General features: G+C 60.9%; 8 protein-coding genes and 3 rRNA genes. All 11 read right to left on the bottom strand.

From position 1 onward, the window contains the following. Positions 1 to 73 precede the first annotated feature (73 nt). The 11 genes from recN to CGK93_RS08495 all read right to left on the bottom strand — a co-directional run bounded on the left by recN (position 74) and on the right by CGK93_RS08495 (position 17,187). Positions 74 to 1,813 (bottom strand): DNA repair protein RecN, encoded by a 1,740-nt coding sequence (recN, locus tag CGK93_RS08545; RefSeq protein WP_089594455.1) that lies wholly within the window; start codon positions 1,811 to 1,813, stop codon positions 74 to 76. Between the two features lie 3 nt (positions 1,814 to 1,816). Beyond that, positions 1,817 to 2,848 carry an NAD kinase gene (locus CGK93_RS08540; RefSeq protein ID WP_089594454.1) on the bottom strand — a complete coding sequence of 344 codons (1,032 nt, stop codon included), beginning with the start codon at positions 2,846 to 2,848 and terminating at the stop codon, positions 1,817 to 1,819. Between the two features lie 13 nt (positions 2,849 to 2,861). Beyond that, entirely contained in the window at positions 2,862 to 3,674 is an 813-nt protein-coding gene (locus tag CGK93_RS08535; RefSeq protein ID WP_089594453.1) for a TlyA family RNA methyltransferase, read from the bottom strand. Between the two features lie 3 nt (positions 3,675 to 3,677). Beyond that, a complete protein-coding gene (locus CGK93_RS08530) occupies positions 3,678 to 3,998 on the bottom strand; it encodes a hypothetical protein (RefSeq protein ID WP_232481585.1) in 321 nt (106 codons plus the stop codon). A 9-nt stretch (positions 3,999 to 4,007) separates the two neighbouring features. Continuing rightward, positions 4,008 to 4,994, bottom strand: a complete 987-nt coding sequence (locus tag CGK93_RS08525) for an HAD-IIA family hydrolase (RefSeq protein ID WP_089594451.1) — start codon at positions 4,992 to 4,994, stop codon at positions 4,008 to 4,010. Then, entirely contained in the window at positions 4,987 to 6,957 is a 1,971-nt protein-coding gene (locus tag CGK93_RS08520) for a hypothetical protein (protein WP_089597308.1), read from the bottom strand. The genes CGK93_RS08525 and CGK93_RS08520 overlap by 8 nt, the downstream gene beginning before the upstream one ends. A gap of 335 nt (positions 6,958 to 7,292) precedes the next feature. After that, positions 7,293 to 7,409: ribosomal RNA gene (rrf, locus tag CGK93_RS08515) — 5S ribosomal RNA — on the bottom strand. Between the two features lie 154 nt (positions 7,410 to 7,563). Then, positions 7,564 to 10,719, bottom strand: a 23S ribosomal RNA gene (locus tag CGK93_RS08510). A 542-nt stretch (positions 10,720 to 11,261) separates the two neighbouring features. Beyond that, positions 11,262 to 12,781, bottom strand: a 16S ribosomal RNA gene (locus tag CGK93_RS08505). Together the 16S, 23S and 5S rRNA genes form the textbook arrangement of a ribosomal RNA operon. A gap of 829 nt (positions 12,782 to 13,610) precedes the next feature. Then, positions 13,611 to 14,921 carry a tyrosine--tRNA ligase gene (gene tyrS, locus CGK93_RS08500; protein ID WP_089594450.1) on the bottom strand — a complete coding sequence of 437 codons (1,311 nt, stop codon included), beginning with the start codon at positions 14,919 to 14,921 and terminating at the stop codon, positions 13,611 to 13,613. A 37-nt stretch (positions 14,922 to 14,958) separates the two neighbouring features. Next, a complete protein-coding gene (locus CGK93_RS08495; protein WP_089594449.1) occupies positions 14,959 to 17,187 on the bottom strand; it encodes a HelD family protein in 2,229 nt (742 codons plus the stop codon). Positions 17,188 to 17,243: the final 56 nt, after the last annotated feature.

The following is a 17,243-nucleotide window of genomic DNA, read 5'->3' as shown; positions in this document are numbered from 1 at the left end:
ACCGCATTCCAAGCAAGAGCCGGGCGGGATTAAGTGCGCCGATGTGATGGTGCTCGCATTCCGGCCGACAGCACTAAGCGCGCTGCGGCAGGAGCTTCGCGTCGTCCAGCAACTCCTGGGCGTGGGCCTGCGCCGATTCGGAATCCTCCTGCCCTGCCAGCATGCGGGCCAACTCCTTGACCCGCTCGTCCTCGCTCAGCAGCTGAACATCGCTGGAGGTGAACCCCGTGGTTGTCTTACCGTCAGCACCGCGCACGGAGGTTTTTGTCACTCGGATGTGCTGATCGGCGAAGGCAGCAACCTGCGGCAAGTGCGTTACCACCAGCACCTGGACGTGCCGGGCAAGCATGGCCAGCCTCCGGCCGATTTCGACGGCGGCCCGGCCACCCACGCCCGCGTCCACCTCATCGAACACGAACGTCGGCACTGGATCCACGGCGGCGAGGACTACCTCGATGGCCAACATCACCCGGGACAGTTCACCGCCCGAGGCTCCTTTGCCCAGCGGCCGTGCCGGAGCCCCTGAGTGCGGCCGAAGAAGGAAGGCGATCTCGTCGGTGCCCCAAGGGCCCAACGATCCACTGCCCTCGACCTCAATGACCAGCGTGGCGTCAGCCATCGCCAACGCCTTGAGCTCAGCACTGACCCGGGCTGAGAGATCCTTGGCAGCTTTGAGGCGTGCCTTGGAGATAGCCGCTGCCTGTTTCCGAAGAGTGGCTTCCGTCGAAGCAACCTCAGCATCCAGGGACTCGATGCGGCTGGAATCATCCTGGAGCTCGTCCAGCCGGGTCCTGGCCGTCGCCGCCCACTCCAGCACTTCATCAATGCTCGGGGCGTATTTGCGGATCAGTTTGGCCAGGGCTGCCCGGCGCTCCTCGATTTCGGAGAGCCGCTCCGGACCTTCCGTATCCAGGGCGGCCTGGTAGCTGGACAGCTCTGTTGCAATGTCGTTGAGGAGGAACCCGACCTCCGCGAGCCGGGCAGCGGCGGAGCGCAGTTCCTCGTCGTGATCGGCAACATGCTCCAGTGTCCTCTTGGCAGCATCCACCATGGTGGTTGCGTCGCCGGCGTCGCCGAATTCCTCGGCGATAAGGGACTCATGGGCTGCGGCTGCGGCCAACCGGAGTTCTTCGACGTTGGCGAGTTTCACGGCCTCGGCCTTGAGTATCTCGTCCTCCCCTGGCTGGGGATCCACCTCGTCGATTTCTTTCAGGGCCGCATCCAGGGACTCAGCTTCCCGCAGGCGCTCCCGGGCCTCGCTGCGCAACGTTTCGAGCTCGGACTGGATGTTCTTCCAGTGGTTGTACAGCTCCTGGTACTCCCCCAGCGTCTTGGCAAGGGGCGCACCGGCGAACCGATCCAGGGCATGCCGCTGCGCTGTGGAGCTCTTGAGCCGGATCTGGTCCGACTGCCCGTGGACCACCACCAGGCTTTCTCCCAGTTCAGCCAGGACCCCCACAGGCGCGGCCCGCCCGCCGACGTAGGCACGGCTGCGCCCATCGGCACCCACGGTACGGGCCAGCAGGAGTTCAGCAACGCCGTCGAACTCTTCCGCCTCACCGCCTGCCTCCTTGGCGCGCTCAACAGCGCTGTGTGCCGGATCCAGCTTCAAGACCGCTTCAGCGGACGCCGATTTGGCTCCGCTGCGGACGGCACCTGCATCTGATCGGGCACCAAGAAGGAGCCCGACGGCGGTCACCACCATGGTCTTGCCCGCACCGGTTTCGCCGGTGACGACGCTCAGGCCAGGGCCCAGCGGCAGGGCGGCATCGGTGATGACGCCAAGGTCACGGATTCGGAGTTCTTCAAGCATGGTTCACTTCGCATTCGTGGGGTCGGAAAGGTCACCGTCCCGGGGACCGTCTACATCCCGAGGACTGGGCAACGGAGCCGGTGAAAGGGTCCGGATGACCGGGAGGGGGCCCGTGTGGACTTCCCCACTCCGGGGAGCCGGTCCACGCCAGCCGTGGATGGGGAGTTCAAACTTGCGGACGAGCCGGGCAGAAAAGGGTGTCTTATGGGTACGTGCCAAGCGCACCGGAGTGGCCGAACGGGTCACTTCAACACGCGCCCCGGGCGGCAGGTCCACGGAACGCCGGCCATCGCACCAAAGGACACCTATGGCTTCGGTCCGGTTCATAATTTCGACGGCCAGCTTGGACCTCGGCGAAACCACCAACGGCTTGGCGAACAGGGCATGGGCACTGATTGGAACAATCACCAGTGCTTCCACCTCCGGCCACACCACAGGCCCTCCCGAGGAGAACGCGTAAGCGGTGGAACCCGTGGGAGTTGCCAGGACCACGCCATCACACCCGAAGGACGTCAAAGGGCGCTCGTCCACCTCCGTAACGACTTCCAGCATGCGCTCACGGTTGGCCTTTTCAATGGCGGCCTCATTCAACGCCCACGTGTGCCAGATCTTCTGGCCCTTGACCCACACCTGGACATCGATGGTCATGCGTTCTTCCACCGTGTACTGGCGACTGGCGATCCATTCGACTGTTTGTGCCAGGTCCGCACGCTCGCTTTCGGCCAGGAAGCCCACGTGCCCCAGGTTCACGCCCAACAACGGGACGTCCACCTCACGCACCAGTTCCGCGGCCCGCAGGATGGTCCCGTCACCACCAAGGACCATCACCAATTCCACGTCCTCCAGGTTGACGTGGTCGTTGAGGATCTCAATGGGTGTATCCAACGCACCGAAGAACCGTTCAATATCGGCAAGTTCGGACTTTTGCAGCACAGGAACCAAGCCGGAGGAATGCAGTTGAGTACAGGCATCCCACGCTGCGCGGAGCGATTCTTCCCGCCCTGTGTGGGCAAGGACAAGTACACGCCTGCTCATCGGGTTCTGCTTTCTAGTGGTTTGGCCAGAATTTCGTGATCAATGCAGCAACGTCCCCGTCCCGCTCTTCGATCTTAGGCAACACCGCGGACATCCCGCGCTTCATCCACAGGAAGTATTCAACATTTCCGTCCTGGCCAGGCAGCGGACTGGCGGCGAGGTCCATCAGGACAAGCCCCGCATCCACCGCAGCCCGGGCAACCTGGGCGACGGCCCGGCGTCGTTCGTGGTCCGATGACACCACGCCGGTTCGGCTCAGCCGTTCCTTGCCCACCTCGAATTGCGGCTTGACCATCAGGACCATGTCCCCGCCGGGTTCGGTGCAGTACGCCAGCGGCCCCACGACCAGAGTCAACGAAATGAAGGAGAGGTCCGCAACCGTCAGGTTTGCGAGACCACCGATCTGCTCCGGGGACATGTATCTGACGTTCATGCCCTCATGGACATCCACGCGGGGGTCATCGCGCAGGTGTGGCACCAACTGGCCGTGTCCTACGTCCACCGCCACCACACTTGCCGCCCCTTGCCGCAGCAGGACGTCCGTGAAGCCACCTGTGGAGGCACCGGCGTCGAGACACCGCTTTCCGGCAACCACGACGGCGGGAAACGCCTCCAGCGCGCCCGCCAACTTATGACCGGCGCGGCTGACGTAGATGTCCTCAAGGTGGGCCTCTACGGCCAAGTCCGTAGCCGAGTCCACCTGTAGTGCGGCTTTGGCGAGGACAGTCCCGGCGGAGCTGACTTTGCGATCGCTGATGAGCTTTGCCGCATGGGTACGTGACCTCGCCAACCCACGGGTGACGAGTTCCTGGTCGAGTCGTGCCATACGCTAGCTGTCGCCTTCCGGGCGGGGGGTACTTTGTGGCGCGGCCGGGAGGCCGGGTTCAGCGTCCAGGGCTTCCAACAAGGAGTCATGGATGGCTGCGTACAGGTCTCCATGTTCTGCCACGGGGGTCGCCGGCACGTTGTCCAGGACGGCCAAGGCCCTGTCCACCAGCGGGTCCCCCGTTGAGCTGGCTGCATCGGGCCACTGGACCTCCGGGCGCGCCGGCTCCTCGTTTTCAGTCACGAGGCCCGCGTGACTTTCCGGGTTTAGTGGGCTTTCCGGGCCTTGTGGTGCGGACGCCGGTGCGTTAATTGGCTCGGTCATCGCACCAGTCTAGTGAGTTCGCCATTCCACCTGCGGCGCTTGCGCCACGGCCATGTCGGGGAACCTGGCCCACCACGCGGCACAGGCCGCGCGCCAAGCGTCAAGGTCATCCTCAGCGCCCGTGACCGTGACGGTCCCGTCCCCGGCGACCGCCGAGGCAGCACCGCAACGGAAGGTTCCGTCGTCGCTGATGACCTCAGGGTAGGGCGCGTAAAGGCCCTCCAGGTCGGCCAAAAGATACGTGGGGCGCTCGTCGGTCCGCGCCGCGAGGATGGTGTGGGTGGTGTCCACGCCAGTGAGGACGGCCGCCGTCGCAAATCCCGCACGGTTGCCGCCCAGGATGTCCGTGTCCAAACGGTCGCCCACAACCAGCGGGCGATCGGCGTTCAACCGTTTCGCTGCCGCATGGAAAAGCGGCGCTTCAGGCTTACCCGCCACCAAAGGAGTCTTTCCCGTGGCAGCCGCCACAGCAGCAACCAGCGTTCCATTGCCCGGTGCCATGCCGCGGGCCTGCGGTATGGACATGTCCGTGTTGGTGGCAAACCACATGGCTCCGCCGGCCACTACATACGACGCCTCCGCGAGATCCTTCCACCCGATCTCAGGGTTGAATCCCTGGACCACGGCAACCGGGGATTCAGCGGCACTGTGTACCGGCTTGAGTCCGACCATTTCGATCTCATGGGCCAGAGCCGCACTGCCGGTAATGAGCACATGCGCCCCCGCAGGCAGCATGGAAGCCAGAAGCTCCCCTGCTGCCTGGGAGGAACTGACCACTTGATGGTCCTCCGCCGGCGCACCGAGCTCTCGCAGGTGCGCAGCGACCTGGGCAGGGGTGCGGGAGGCGTTATTGGTGACATAACCCAGCCCGACACCGACGGTTTCGAGGCGCTGCAACGACTCCACCGCTCCCGGAATGGCGTGCGGTCCTGCATAGACCACACCGTCCAGATCGGAGAGGACGGCATCAAACAAAGAGATGAGTGAATCAGCCATGCTGGGAATCGGTGCCCTGGTTTTCGGCGTCTTTTTCCTTGGCTTCTGCTTCTTCTTCCTCAGCGTCGTCTTCTGCGGAGTCGATGTCCGACTCGGCGTCATTCGACTCGAAGTAGTCAGATTCGGCGTCATCAAGTTCAACGTCATCGTGCTCAACGTCAGCCGCTGCGGCTTCGGCAATAACCGATTCGGTCTCAGGCTTCACGACGTCGGACTCCGGAGCCGACTTGACGAAGCGCGGCTTGCTCGCGGCTGCTTCTTCCTGGTCATCCCACCCGAGGTCAAGGATCTCCGGCTCAGCGAAATCGCCGACGCCCAAAGCATTCTCAGCCACCAAAGCCTGTCGGGCCCACTTGTCCGCTTCCTCCGTGCGACCCACAGCGCTGAGTGCTTCAGCGTAGGCACGGAACAGCCGCGGGCTGTAAGAGAAGGCCCTGTTGATGTCCAACTGGGGGATCTCCAGTTCGGTGACAGCAGCATCAAACTGCTTCAGATCCGCACGGGCACCAGCAGCCACCATCGCCAACTCCACCTTGCCAGGAGCATCGAGGTCCTGGGCTTCTGGAGAACGGACCATATCCAGCGCGCGGTCCGGGCGTCCGAGGCCTCGCTCGCAGTCAGCCATCACGGGCAGGTGCACATTGGAGCCACTGATGCGGCGGTACGTACGGAATTCACGCAGCGCCTCGCCGTAGTGGCCCGCGGCGTAGGCAGTCAGGCCCACAGCTTCACGAACAACCGAAAGGCGACCGCCACGACGGCTTGCAGCCAGCGCGTGCTGGAAGGCCAACTCGGGCTCGATGTCGATCAGGCGGCCGGCCATGACCAGGTGCTTGGCTACCCAGCCCGCACTCTGCTCCTCAAGAGTCTTGATCTGGTGACCCGTGGCGCGGTCGAGTTCCTTGCCGGTGACATCCTCATCAATCTCGGGAGACCGCTCACGGTCAGGACGGTTGGAGCTGCGGATGTCCTTGGCGTTGGGTACCCTGGCCGGGCGCTCTTCCCAGGAGTTACCGCGGTCGTTGCGATCGCCGAAGGGCTTGCGGTCACCGCGGTCGTTGTTGAAGGGACGGCGGTCATCGCTGTCGCGACGGGGGCCGTCGAAGTTCCGCGGACCGCGGTCGTTGCGGTCGCCGAAGGGCTTCCGGTCGCCACGGTCGTTGTTGAACGGACGACGCTCACCATCACGAGCCGGACGGTCGCCACGGTCGCCGAAAGGCTTGCGGTCACCACGGTCATTGTTGAACGGACGACGCTCACCATCACGGGCCGGACGGTCGCCACGGTCGCCGAAAGGCTTGCGGTCACCACGGTCGTTGTTGAAGGGACGGCGGTCATCGCTGTCGCGACGGGGGCCGTCGAAGTTCCGCGGACCGCGGTCGTTGCGGTCGCCGAAGGGCTTCCGGTCGCCACGGTCGTTGTTGAACGGACGACGCTCACCATCACGAGCCGGACGGTCGCCACGGTCGCCGAAAGGCTTGCGGTCACCACGGTCGTTGTTGAAGGGACGGCGGTCATCGCTGTCGCGACGGGGTCCGTCGAAGTTCCGCGGTCCGCGCTCGGGACGGTCGCCGAAAGGCTTGCGGTCACCACGCTCACTGTTGAACGGGCGACGCTCACCATCACGAGCCGGACGATCGCCACGGTCGCCAAAAGGCTTCCGGTCACCACGGTCATTGTTGAACGGGCGACGGTCATCGCTGTCGCGACGGGGTCCATCGAAGTTCCGCGGTCCGCGCTCGGGACGGTCACCGAAGGGCTTCCGGTCGCCACGGTCGTTGTTGAACGGACGACGCTCACCATCACGGGCCGGACGATCATTGCCGTCCCGGTTCTCCCTGGAACGGAACCCACGAGGGTCCCCACCTGAGTTGTTGTTGGGGCGGTACGAACCGCGGTCGTCGCGATTACCGCCGAAGTTTCCGCGATTACCGCCGCGATTGCCGCCGTTGTGCTCAGCCATGGTGGATTCCTCCTGTTGCGAGCCGACCACTGGCGCGTGCGTAGTCGCTCATAACCCTTATTTCGTTGTCACGCCGCCGGCAGCGCTCAGCTGCCGACTCGTATGTCTTATGCAATTCTATTCGACGCCACCACGGCAGCCGAACGCCTGGACCTGATTATCGGTCTCCCGTGTTAAGTCTCACAGCCGCTTCAGCAACCTGCAGGAAGCCGTCAGCGACAGCCACTGGCCTGGCTTGTTGGCAGTTCCCGGCTGATGGATGCTCTGCCCCCCTAGAGGGGGTGGTTAAAGGGGAAGAGCCCCGACCTGTGGTCGGGGCTCTTGCCTTAATGGTTGTCCGGCGGTGTCCTACTCTCCCACACCCTCCCGGGTGCAGTACCATCGGCGCTGTGGGTCTTAGCTTCCGGGTTCGGAATGGGACCGGGCGTTTCCCCCACGCTATGACCGCCGTAACTCTGTTACCCGTCCCGGCCCCTTGTGGTGTTTGCCTCGGGGGTGGGTGGGAAGACTTTGGGTTACAACTGTGGTGTTGTTATTTAGTTGTTGGTTCCTGGAACGGTGTTGTTGTTCGGGAACCACATAGTGGACGCGTGCAGTGTGTTGTGTGTGGTGTAAGTTGTTGGCCTATTAGTACCGGTCAGCTTCACGAGTCTTTAGTCCTCGCTTCCACATCCGGCCTATCAACCCAGTGGTCTGGCTGGGGGCCTCTCACACATAATGTGTATGGAAATCTCATCTTGAAGCGAGCTTCCCGCTTAGATGCTTTCAGCGGTTATCCCATCCGAACGTAGCTAATCAGCGATGCACTTGGCAGTACAACTGACACACCAGAGGTTCGTCCGTCCCGGTCCTCTCGTACTAAGGACAGCCCTTCTCAAATTTCCTGCGCGCGCAGCGGATAGGGACCGAACTGTCTCACGACGTTCTAAACCCAGCTCGCGTACCGCTTTAATGGGCGAACAGCCCAACCCTTGGGACCTACTCCAGCCCCAGGATGCGACGAGCCGACATCGAGGTGCCAAACCATGCCGTCGATATGGACTCTTGGGCAAGATCAGCCTGTTATCCCCGAGGTACCTTTTATCCGTTGAGCGACGGCCATTCCACAATGTACCGCCGGATCACTAGTCCCGACTTTCGTCCCTGCTTGAGATGTCTCTCTCACAGTCAAGCTCCCTTGTGCACTTACACTCGACACCTGATTGCCAACCAGGCTGAGGGAACCTTTGGGCGCCTCCGTTACTTTTTAGGAGGCAACCGCCCCAGTTAAACTACCCATCAGGCACTGTCCCTGACCCGGATCACGGGCCGAAGTTAGATGTCCAAAGTGACCAGAGTGGTATTTCAACGATGACTCCACCCGAACTGGCGTCCGGGTTTCAACGTCTCCCACCTATCCTACACAAGCCACTCCGAACACCAATACCAAACTATAGTAAAGGTCTCGGGGTCTTTCCGTCCTGCTGCGCGTAACGAGCATCTTTACTCGTACTGCAATTTCGCCGAGTTTATGGTTGAGACAGCGGGGAAGTCGTTACTCCATTCGTGCAGGTCGGAACTTACCCGACAAGGAATTTCGCTACCTTAGGATGGTTATAGTTACCACCGCCGTTTACTGGGGCTTAAATTCTCAGCTTCGCCCACAAGGGGCTAACCGGTCCTCTTAACCTTCCAGCACCGGGCAGGAGTCAGTCCGTATACATCGTCTTGCGACTTCGCACGGACCTGTGTTTTTAGTAAACAGTCGCTTCCCCCTGGTCTCTGCGGCCCACACCCGCTCACGGAGAGCAAGTCTCCATCACGGGGCAGGCCCCCCTTCTCCCGAAGTTACGGGGGCATTTTGCCGAGTTCCTTAACCATAATTCTCTCGATCGCCTTGGTATTCTCTACCTGATCACCTGTGTCGGTTTGGGGTACGGGCGGCTAAAACCTCGCGTCGATGCTTTTCTTGGCAGCATAGGATCACCGGATCCCCCCATACGGGAGTCCCATCAGATCTCAGGAACGTGCTCGAAGCACACAGGAACGGATTTGCCTATCCCTGACCCTACATCCTTAGACCGGGGCAACCATCGCCCGGCCCGGCTACCTTCCTGCGTCACACCTGTTAATACGCTTACCTCCCAGGATCAGGTCCCGCGCTCGGCCAAAACCCACAACACCACAAGGGTGAGCGGGCAGGCTCCGGGCGGTTAGTATCCCCCGCTTGGCATGGACGGTTTTTCGCCGGTACGGGAATATCAACCCGTTGTCCATCGACTACGCCTGTCGGCCTCGCCTTAGGTCCCGACTTACCCAGGGCAGATTAGCTTGACCCTGGAACCCTTGATCATTCGGCGGACGGGTTTCTCACCCGTCTTTCGCTACTCATGCCTGCATTCTCACTCGTGTAGGCTCCACCGCTGGTTTCCACCGCGACTTCACTGCCCACACGACGCTCCCCTACCACTCCACACCCCTGAACCACGAAGGCTAGGGCAATGTGTGAAATCCACAACTTCGGCGGTGTACTTGAGCCCCGCTACATTGTCGGCGCGGAATCACTTGACCAGTGAGCTATTACGCACTCTTTCAAGGATGGCTGCTTCTAAGCCAACCTCCTGGTTGTCTTCGCAACTCCACATCCTTTCCCACTTAGCACACGCTTAGGGGCCTTAGTTGGTGGTCTGGGCTGTTTCCCTCTCGACTATGAAGCTTATCCCCCACAGTCTCACTGCTGCGCTCTCACTTACCGGCATTCGGAGTTTGGCTGACGTCAGTAACCTTGTAGGGCCCATCGGCCATCCAGTAGCTCTACCTCCGGCAAGAAACACGCAACGCTGCACCTAAATGCATTTCGGGGAGAACCAGCTATCACGGAGTTTGATTGGCCTTTCACCCCTACCCACAGCTCATCCCCTCCATTTTCAACTGAAGTGGGTTCGGTCCTCCACGACGTCTTACCGTCGCTTCAACCTGGCCATGGGTAGATCACTCCGCTTCGGGTCTAGATCACGCCACTACACTCGCCCTGTTCAGACTCGCTTTCGCTACGGCTACCCCACACGGGTTAACCTCGCGACGTAACACTAACTCGCAGGCTCATTCTTCAAAAGGCACGCCGTCACAACTACTATGCGATCACTCGCGGTTGCTCCGACGGATTGTAAGCACACGGTTTCAGGTACTGTTTCACTCCCCTCCCGGGGTACTTTTCACCTTTCCCTCACGGTACTGGTCCGCTATCGGTCATTAGGAAGTATTTAGGCTTATCAGGTGGTCCTGACAGATTCGCACGGGATTTCTCGGGCCCCGTGCTACTTGGGATACTCTCCAGGCTGCACACAACATTACGGTTACGGGGCTCCCACCCTCTCTGGCCGGCCTTTCAAGACCGTTCACCTATGCCTGCACATCACCCCAACGGTCCGGCAGAACCATCACGGAAAGTCCCACAACCCCGCCCATGCAACGCCCGCCGGCTATCACACATGGAAACGGTTTAGCCTGATCCGCGTTCGCTCGCCACTACTAACGGAATCACTATTGTTTTCTCTTCCTGCGGGTACTGAGATGTTTCACTTCCCCGCGTTCCCCCCACGCACCCTATGTGTTCAGATGCGGGTCACACAATCACCTTGCAGCGTTGTGCGGGGTTTCCCCATTCGGACATCCTGGGATCAACGCTCGGTTATCAACTCCCCCAGGCTTATCGCAGATTCCTACGTCCTTCTTCGGCTCCTAATGCCAAGGCATCCACCGTGTGCCCTTAAAAACTTGACCACACAAAGATCAAAAACTTACTCGAGAGAACCATGACCACAAGGGCCAGGTTCATTCATAAGAAATTGCTGTAGAAACACACCCACCAACCCCCGAAGAGGCCAGCCACAAGTGTGTCTCAGATGCTCGCGTCCACTATGTAGTTCTCAAACAACAACCCCATCAACCAGACCACCACCACCCCACAAACGGGGACAGCGGCAGAACCGGAAGCAGGAACAAAAGAAACACCAGAACGATGCCCTCTGCATTGCTGCAAAAAGGTCCTGTTGCCTCAGGACCCAACAGTGCGCCAAACACAACCCCCACAAACCATGCACCCCGGCAGCGTTCCCAACAACACCCACCCCCACAAAAGGAGAGCACATGCTGCCGTACTGGCACCAGGACACAACCGGTAAAGGCCATGCCAAACAAGTTTGATTCGTTGATATTCCACCCATGAGCACCCACCGCAGAACAGACGCCTGCGCAATGGGCAACACTGACAACCACCACCACACCCATGCGGGCACAGCAACCAGCTGTTAGCAGCTCCTTAGAAAGGAGGTGATCCAGCCGCACCTTCCGGTACGGCTACCTTGTTACGACTTAGTCCCAATCGCCGGTCCCACCTTCGACGGCTCCCCCCACAAGGGTTAGGCCACCGGCTTCGGGTGTTACCAACTTTCGTGACTTGACGGGCGGTGTGTACAAGGCCCGGGAACGTATTCACCGCAGCGTTGCTGATCTGCGATTACTAGCGACTCCGACTTCATGGGGTCGAGTTGCAGACCCCAATCCGAACTGAGACCGGCTTTTTGGGATTAGCTCCACCTCACAGTATCGCAACCCTTTGTACCGGCCATTGTAGCATGCGTGAAGCCCAAGACATAAGGGGCATGATGATTTGACGTCGTCCCCACCTTCCTCCGAGTTGACCCCGGCAGTCTCCTATGAGTCCCCGCCATAACGCGCTGGCAACATAGAACGAGGGTTGCGCTCGTTGCGGGACTTAACCCAACATCTCACGACACGAGCTGACGACAACCATGCACCACCTGTAAACCGACCGCAAGCGGGGCACCTGTTTCCAGGTATTACCGGTTCATGTCAAGCCTTGGTAAGGTTCTTCGCGTTGCATCGAATTAATCCGCATGCTCCGCCGCTTGTGCGGGCCCCCGTCAATTCCTTTGAGTTTTAGCCTTGCGGCCGTACTCCCCAGGCGGGGCACTTAATGCGTTAGCTACGGCGCGGAAAACGTGGAATGTCCCCCACACCTAGTGCCCAACGTTTACGGCATGGACTACCAGGGTATCTAATCCTGTTCGCTCCCCATGCTTTCGCTCCTCAGCGTCAGTTAATGCCCAGAGACCTGCCTTCGCCATCGGTGTTCCTCCTGATATCTGCGCATTTCACCGCTACACCAGGAATTCCAGTCTCCCCTACATCACTCTAGTCTGCCCGTACCCACTGCAGAACCGGAGTTGAGCCCCGGTCTTTCACAGCAGACGCGACAAACCGCCTACGAGCTCTTTACGCCCAATAATTCCGGATAACGCTTGCGCCCTACGTATTACCGCGGCTGCTGGCACGTAGTTAGCCGGCGCTTCTTCTGCAGGTACCGTCACTTTCGCTTCTTCCCTACTGAAAGAGGTTTACAACCCGAAGGCCGTCATCCCTCACGCGGCGTCGCTGCATCAGGCTTGCGCCCATTGTGCAATATTCCCCACTGCTGCCTCCCGTAGGAGTCTGGGCCGTGTCTCAGTCCCAGTGTGGCCGGTCACCCTCTCAGGCCGGCTACCCGTCGTCGCCTTGGTAGGCCATTACCCCACCAACAAGCTGATAGGCCGCGAGTCCATCCAAAACCACAAAAGCTTTCCACCACCTGACATGCGTCAGACGGTCATATCCGGTATTAGACCCAGTTTCCCAGGCTTATCCCAGAGTCAAGGGCAGGTTACTCACGTGTTACTCACCCGTTCGCCACTAATCCCCCAGCAAGCTGGGATCATCGTTCGACTTGCATGTGTTAAGCACGCCGCCAGCGTTCATCCTGAGCCAGGATCAAACTCTCCGTTGAAGTAAAACAAATCAAACAGACACAACCACACCCACCGGAAATAACGGTAGAACACGGCTGCACAAAATTCGAAACCAGCTGAAAACCAGACCACCACACACGGGGGTGCGCAATGATCCAGCCATAATTTCAACCAATTGATAAAACAATCGGTATCAACAAACTTGGCACACTATTGAGTTCTCAAACAACAGACACTACCGGCACCACCCACACCCACAAGGGTCCAGGATCGCTCCGGAGCAACTTTTCAAACTTACCCGAACCAGCCGCACAAAGCAAACCAGAACCCGGGCCTCCCACACCAACCAGCGGCACACAAAAGCACCACCGAAACCGGCAATTTGAAGGGAGTCGGTCGCCATCTTTCCGCATCAGCGGCGGCGACTCGAATAACTTTACACGCGCCCCACCCCCACACCAAATCCACCCCAACACCACCCAAAAACCCCGCAAACACAAGGAAAACAACCCCAAAACCGCCCCAACACACCCCAAACCAACCCAAGTGAAGCCCGTCACACAACCCCACCCCACAACAACCACCGACACCACACCACCCCACCACCGCCGTCGAACCCCCAACCAAACCCAAAAGACATAAGCGAGCAACCGCCCCAAACCCAAGGGACATGAGCGAGCGTCTTAAGGTGGCGGCGGTCATACGGCAGCGCGCGTCCAAGGGACGAACGACCGAGCGCGCCGAGGATGACCGCCACCTCCCGATGCCACCAACGATGCGCCCGCCTCCCAGGAACAACCACGGAGACGCGAAAAGGGCCGACACCCATGAAGGTGCCGGCCCTTTCGGAACGGGATGGAAAGAGAACTAAGCAGAAACCTCAATCGTCGCAAGGTTTTTCTTGCCACGCCGGAGGAGCAAGTACCGTCCGTGCAGCAGTTGATCCTGGGCAATGACTGCGTCGGGATCGGAGACCTTGGTGTTGTTCACGTACGCGCCGCCCTCCCCTACGGTCCGACGAGCAGCCGACTTGCTGTCGGACAGACCCGAGGCAACCAAGAGGTCGATGATCCCCAAACCGTCATTGCCGATTTTCGCCGAAGGAAGTTCCGCGGTGGCGGCTTCGAGGGTGCGCTCATCCAGAATTGTGAGATCGCCGTTGCCGAAGAGTGCAGCCGAAGCTGCGATGACCTTCTCCGTTGCGTCGACGCCATGAACCAGCGAGGTCACTTCGAAAGCGAGCTTTTTCTGGCCCTCGCGGGCAAACGGGCGCTCCGCCACAGCTTCGCCAAGTGCCTCAATCTCTGCACGCGAAAGGAAAGTGAACACCTTGAGGCGGTCCACAACATCCGCATCCGCCGTGTTCAGCCAGAACTGGTAGAACGTGTACGGGCTGCACATGTCCGGGTCCAGCCAGATGGCGTTGCCTTCGCTCTTGCCGAACTTGGTGCCATCGGAGTTGGTGATGAGCGGGGTCCCCAGTGCGTGGACGCTCTTGCCTTCCACCTTGCGGATAAGTTCGGTTCCGCTGGTGAGGTTGCCCCACTGGTCCGAGCCGCCGGTCTGCAGCGCACAGCCGTAATCCCGGAAGAGCTGGAGGTAGTCCATGCCCTGCAGGATCTGGTAGCTGAATTCGGTGTAGCTGATGCCTTCGTCGGAGTTCAGGCGGGACGCCACAGCATCCTTGCGAAGCATGGTGCCCACACGGAAGTGCTTGCCGATTTCACGCAGGAAGTCGATAGCACTCAGCGGCGCCGTCCAGTCCAGGTTGTTCACCATGCGGGCCGGGTTTTCGCCCTCGAAACTGAGGAAGCGGCGCACCTGGCCCTGCAGGTACCCAACCCACTCAGCAACGGTGTCCTTGGTGTTCAAGGTGCGTTCCGCCGTCGGACGTGGGTCACCGATCAAACCGGTGGAACCGCCCACCAGGCCGAGGGGCTTGTGGCCTGCCAACTGAAGGCGCCGCATCACCAGCAACTGCACGAGGTTGCCCAGGTGCAGGGAGGGTGCGGTGGGATCGAAGCCACAGTAATACGTGATCGGGTCCCCGGCGAGCAGCTTTTCCAGTTCCGTTTCATCAGTGGAAACGTGGATCAGGCCGCGCCATTTGAGCTCCTGCCAGACATTGGCAAAGGCGGGATCGTTGTGCTGGGACTCGAGGTTGTTTACGTGTGACACGAGATCTAAGTTAGCAGGATTGCGGGGGCCCTTTTTCCTAGCGCTCGATGCCCGCAGGTACCGGGGCGGCAGCAATGAGGCGCAAACGCTGCGTTGCCCGCGTCATGGCGACATAGAGGTCGCCCACCTTGCCGTGCTCATGGTTCAGCATCGCGGCCGGTTCCAGCACCACTACTCCATCGAATTCCAGGCCCTTTGCTTCCTTGGGGCTGATGACCACGATGTCCTGTTCGTAGCTGCCGGCCCCCGCGCCGATACGGCGGCCGTAGACCTCCCGCAGCGCAGCGGTAGCCTGCGGAAGCAGAGGCCCGTCGGCAATGACAGCCAGCAGGCCGCCGTCGATCGCTTCAACTTCCTCGGGCAGGACGTCCACCAGGTGCGACACGATGCTGTCCGCATCGACACGGTCCACAATGGGCGACCATTTACCTTCGCGCACGGCTTTGGGAGCCGAGACCACCAGGCCCGCACGGTTGGCCATGCGGACTGCGGCTTCGGCGATCTGCGAGGGCGTGCGGTAGTTGACGGTGAGTTCTTCGAGAGTCCAGCGGTCACCGAACGACGGCGCCAGGGCACTCTGCCACGAATTGGCACCTGCCGCAGCACTCGTCTGGGCGATATCACCGACGATCGTGAACGACTTCAGCGGGCAGCGGCGTACCAGGAGCCGCCACTGCATGGGCGAGAGTTCCTGGGCTTCGTCAACCACAATGTGGCCGAAAGCCCACGAACGGTCGCTGGTGGCACGTTCCGCTGCGGTCAGGCGACCTTCGCGTTCCTGGTTCTGGTCAGCAAGTTCTTCAGCCGACACCAGGACGTCGACACCCATGGCTTCCATGTTGGCAAGAGTCTGCTTGGCGTTGGCGATGTCGCGTGCCCGGTCAGCTTCCTGCTGGGCCAATCCCCTGCCGGCCGCCGGGTCCAGTTCGCCCAACAATTCAGCAGCTTCATCCAGCAGCGGAACGTCTGCTTCCGTCCAGGGCGCGTCCACGGGCCGCTGCAGCAGCGAACGCTGTTCAGGCGTCAGGTGCGGTGTGCAGGCTTCAAGGATGGCCGGCTTGCTGAAGAGCTCGGAGATGAGCTTCTCCGGCGTCATCGGCATCCAGCAGAGGTTCAGCGCAATGCGCACGTCCCTCGCCGACCGGACGTCTTCCGCCAGGTAGGCGCGATCTGCGTTGTTGCCGATGTTGCCTTCCTCGACGAGGTCCGTCAGCTGTTCCGTGAGCTCGCGAAGGAGGATCTTCACGAACGTGAGCCGCGCTTCGTTGTGGGGCTTCCCTGTGGCGCGGGCCTTTTCCCGGGCACGGCGGACCTGGCGGACAGTCAGAGTAAGATTCCGCGAATCGACTTCGAGAATGCGGTCCTCAGCGGGAGTCCTTTGACGGTTAGCGACGGCGTTGGCCACCACCTTGGCCATGTCCAGCTTGCCCTTAAGCGCGGCAACGTCGGCGTCGTCCTCGGGGATGGCGTGGATACCGGGCATCAGGCGGCCGAGGCTTGCCATGACCACACCGGTCTCGCCGAGGGACGGCAGCACGCGTTCGATGTAGTGCATGAACGACGACGACGGTCCAACGAGCAATACGCCGGCGCTCTTGAGCCGTTCGCGGTGCGTGTACAGCAGATAGGCAGCGCGGTGCAGGGCAACTGCGGTCTTTCCCGTTCCGGGACCGCCCTGGACCACCAGTGCGCCGGAGATGGAGGAGCGGATGATCCGGTCCTGCTCAGACTGAATGGTGCCCACGATGTCCGACATACGACCCGTGCGTTTGGAGTTCAGTGCTGCGAGCAGTGCGCCCTCGCCCTGGAGGGAGTCGTTGTCTGCGAGCATCCCCGCGTCCAGGACATCGTCTTCAATCGCTTTCACGTCGCGCCCCTGAAGGATCAGGTGGCGACGGCGGCGCACGCCTTGACGGTCGAATGCCGTGGCCTGGTAGAAATGCCCGGCTTCGGGCGCACGCCAGTCGACCATGAGCCGTTGGAGATCGGCCGTAGAGAGACCAATGCGTCCGATGTACTGTGCTTCACCGGAGTCAAGGTCAAGGCGGCCGAAGACCAAGCGGTCGTCGACGGCGTCGAGCTGGGCAAGGCGGTCTTCGTACAGGGCCGCGAACGCGTCACGCTCGGAAACGTTCTGCATGGTTCCCACCGCGCCGGCCTTGCGCACCTGCGCCAGCTGGGCGCGCTTTTCAGCGCGCAGCTCATCGAGCCGGGCGTACAGCCCGGCCACATATTCCTGCTCGTGGACCAAATCAGCGTCGTGCATCGAACCGTAACCCCTATCGCAAAAGACAGACCGTCCATTCTACAGCGATTTTGGTA

The sequence above is a fragment of the Arthrobacter sp. YN genome (assembly GCF_002224285.1).
GTDB lineage: Bacteria > Actinomycetota > Actinomycetes > Actinomycetales > Micrococcaceae > Arthrobacter.
Note: the sequence above shows the minus strand (reverse complement) of the source record. Positions and strands in the feature narration are given on the sequence as shown.

What these genes read in the sequence shown, in the direction of transcription:
- CGK93_RS08540 (WP_089594454.1), bottom strand. Translation starts at nt 2,848, where the DNA reads ATGAGCAGGCGTGTACTTGTCCTTGCCCACACAGGGCGGGAAGAATCG.
- CGK93_RS08525 (WP_089594451.1), bottom strand. Translation starts at nt 4,994, where the DNA reads ATGGCTGATTCACTCATCTCTTTGTTTGATGCCGTCCTCTCCGATCTG.
- CGK93_RS08495 (WP_089594449.1), bottom strand. Translation starts at nt 17,187, where the DNA reads ATGCACGACGCTGATTTGGTCCACGAGCAGGAATATGTGGCCGGGCTG.
- recN (WP_089594455.1), bottom strand. Translation starts at nt 1,813, where the DNA reads ATGCTTGAAGAACTCCGAATCCGTGACCTTGGCGTCATCACCGATGCC.
- CGK93_RS08520 (WP_089597308.1), bottom strand. Translation starts at nt 6,957, where the DNA reads ATGGCTGAGCACAACGGCGGCAATCGCGGCGGTAATCGCGGAAACTTC.
- CGK93_RS08530 (WP_232481585.1), bottom strand. Translation starts at nt 3,998, where the DNA reads ATGACCGAGCCAATTAACGCACCGGCGTCCGCACCACAAGGCCCGGAA.
- CGK93_RS08535 (WP_089594453.1), bottom strand. Translation starts at nt 3,674, where the DNA reads ATGGCACGACTCGACCAGGAACTCGTCACCCGTGGGTTGGCGAGGTCA.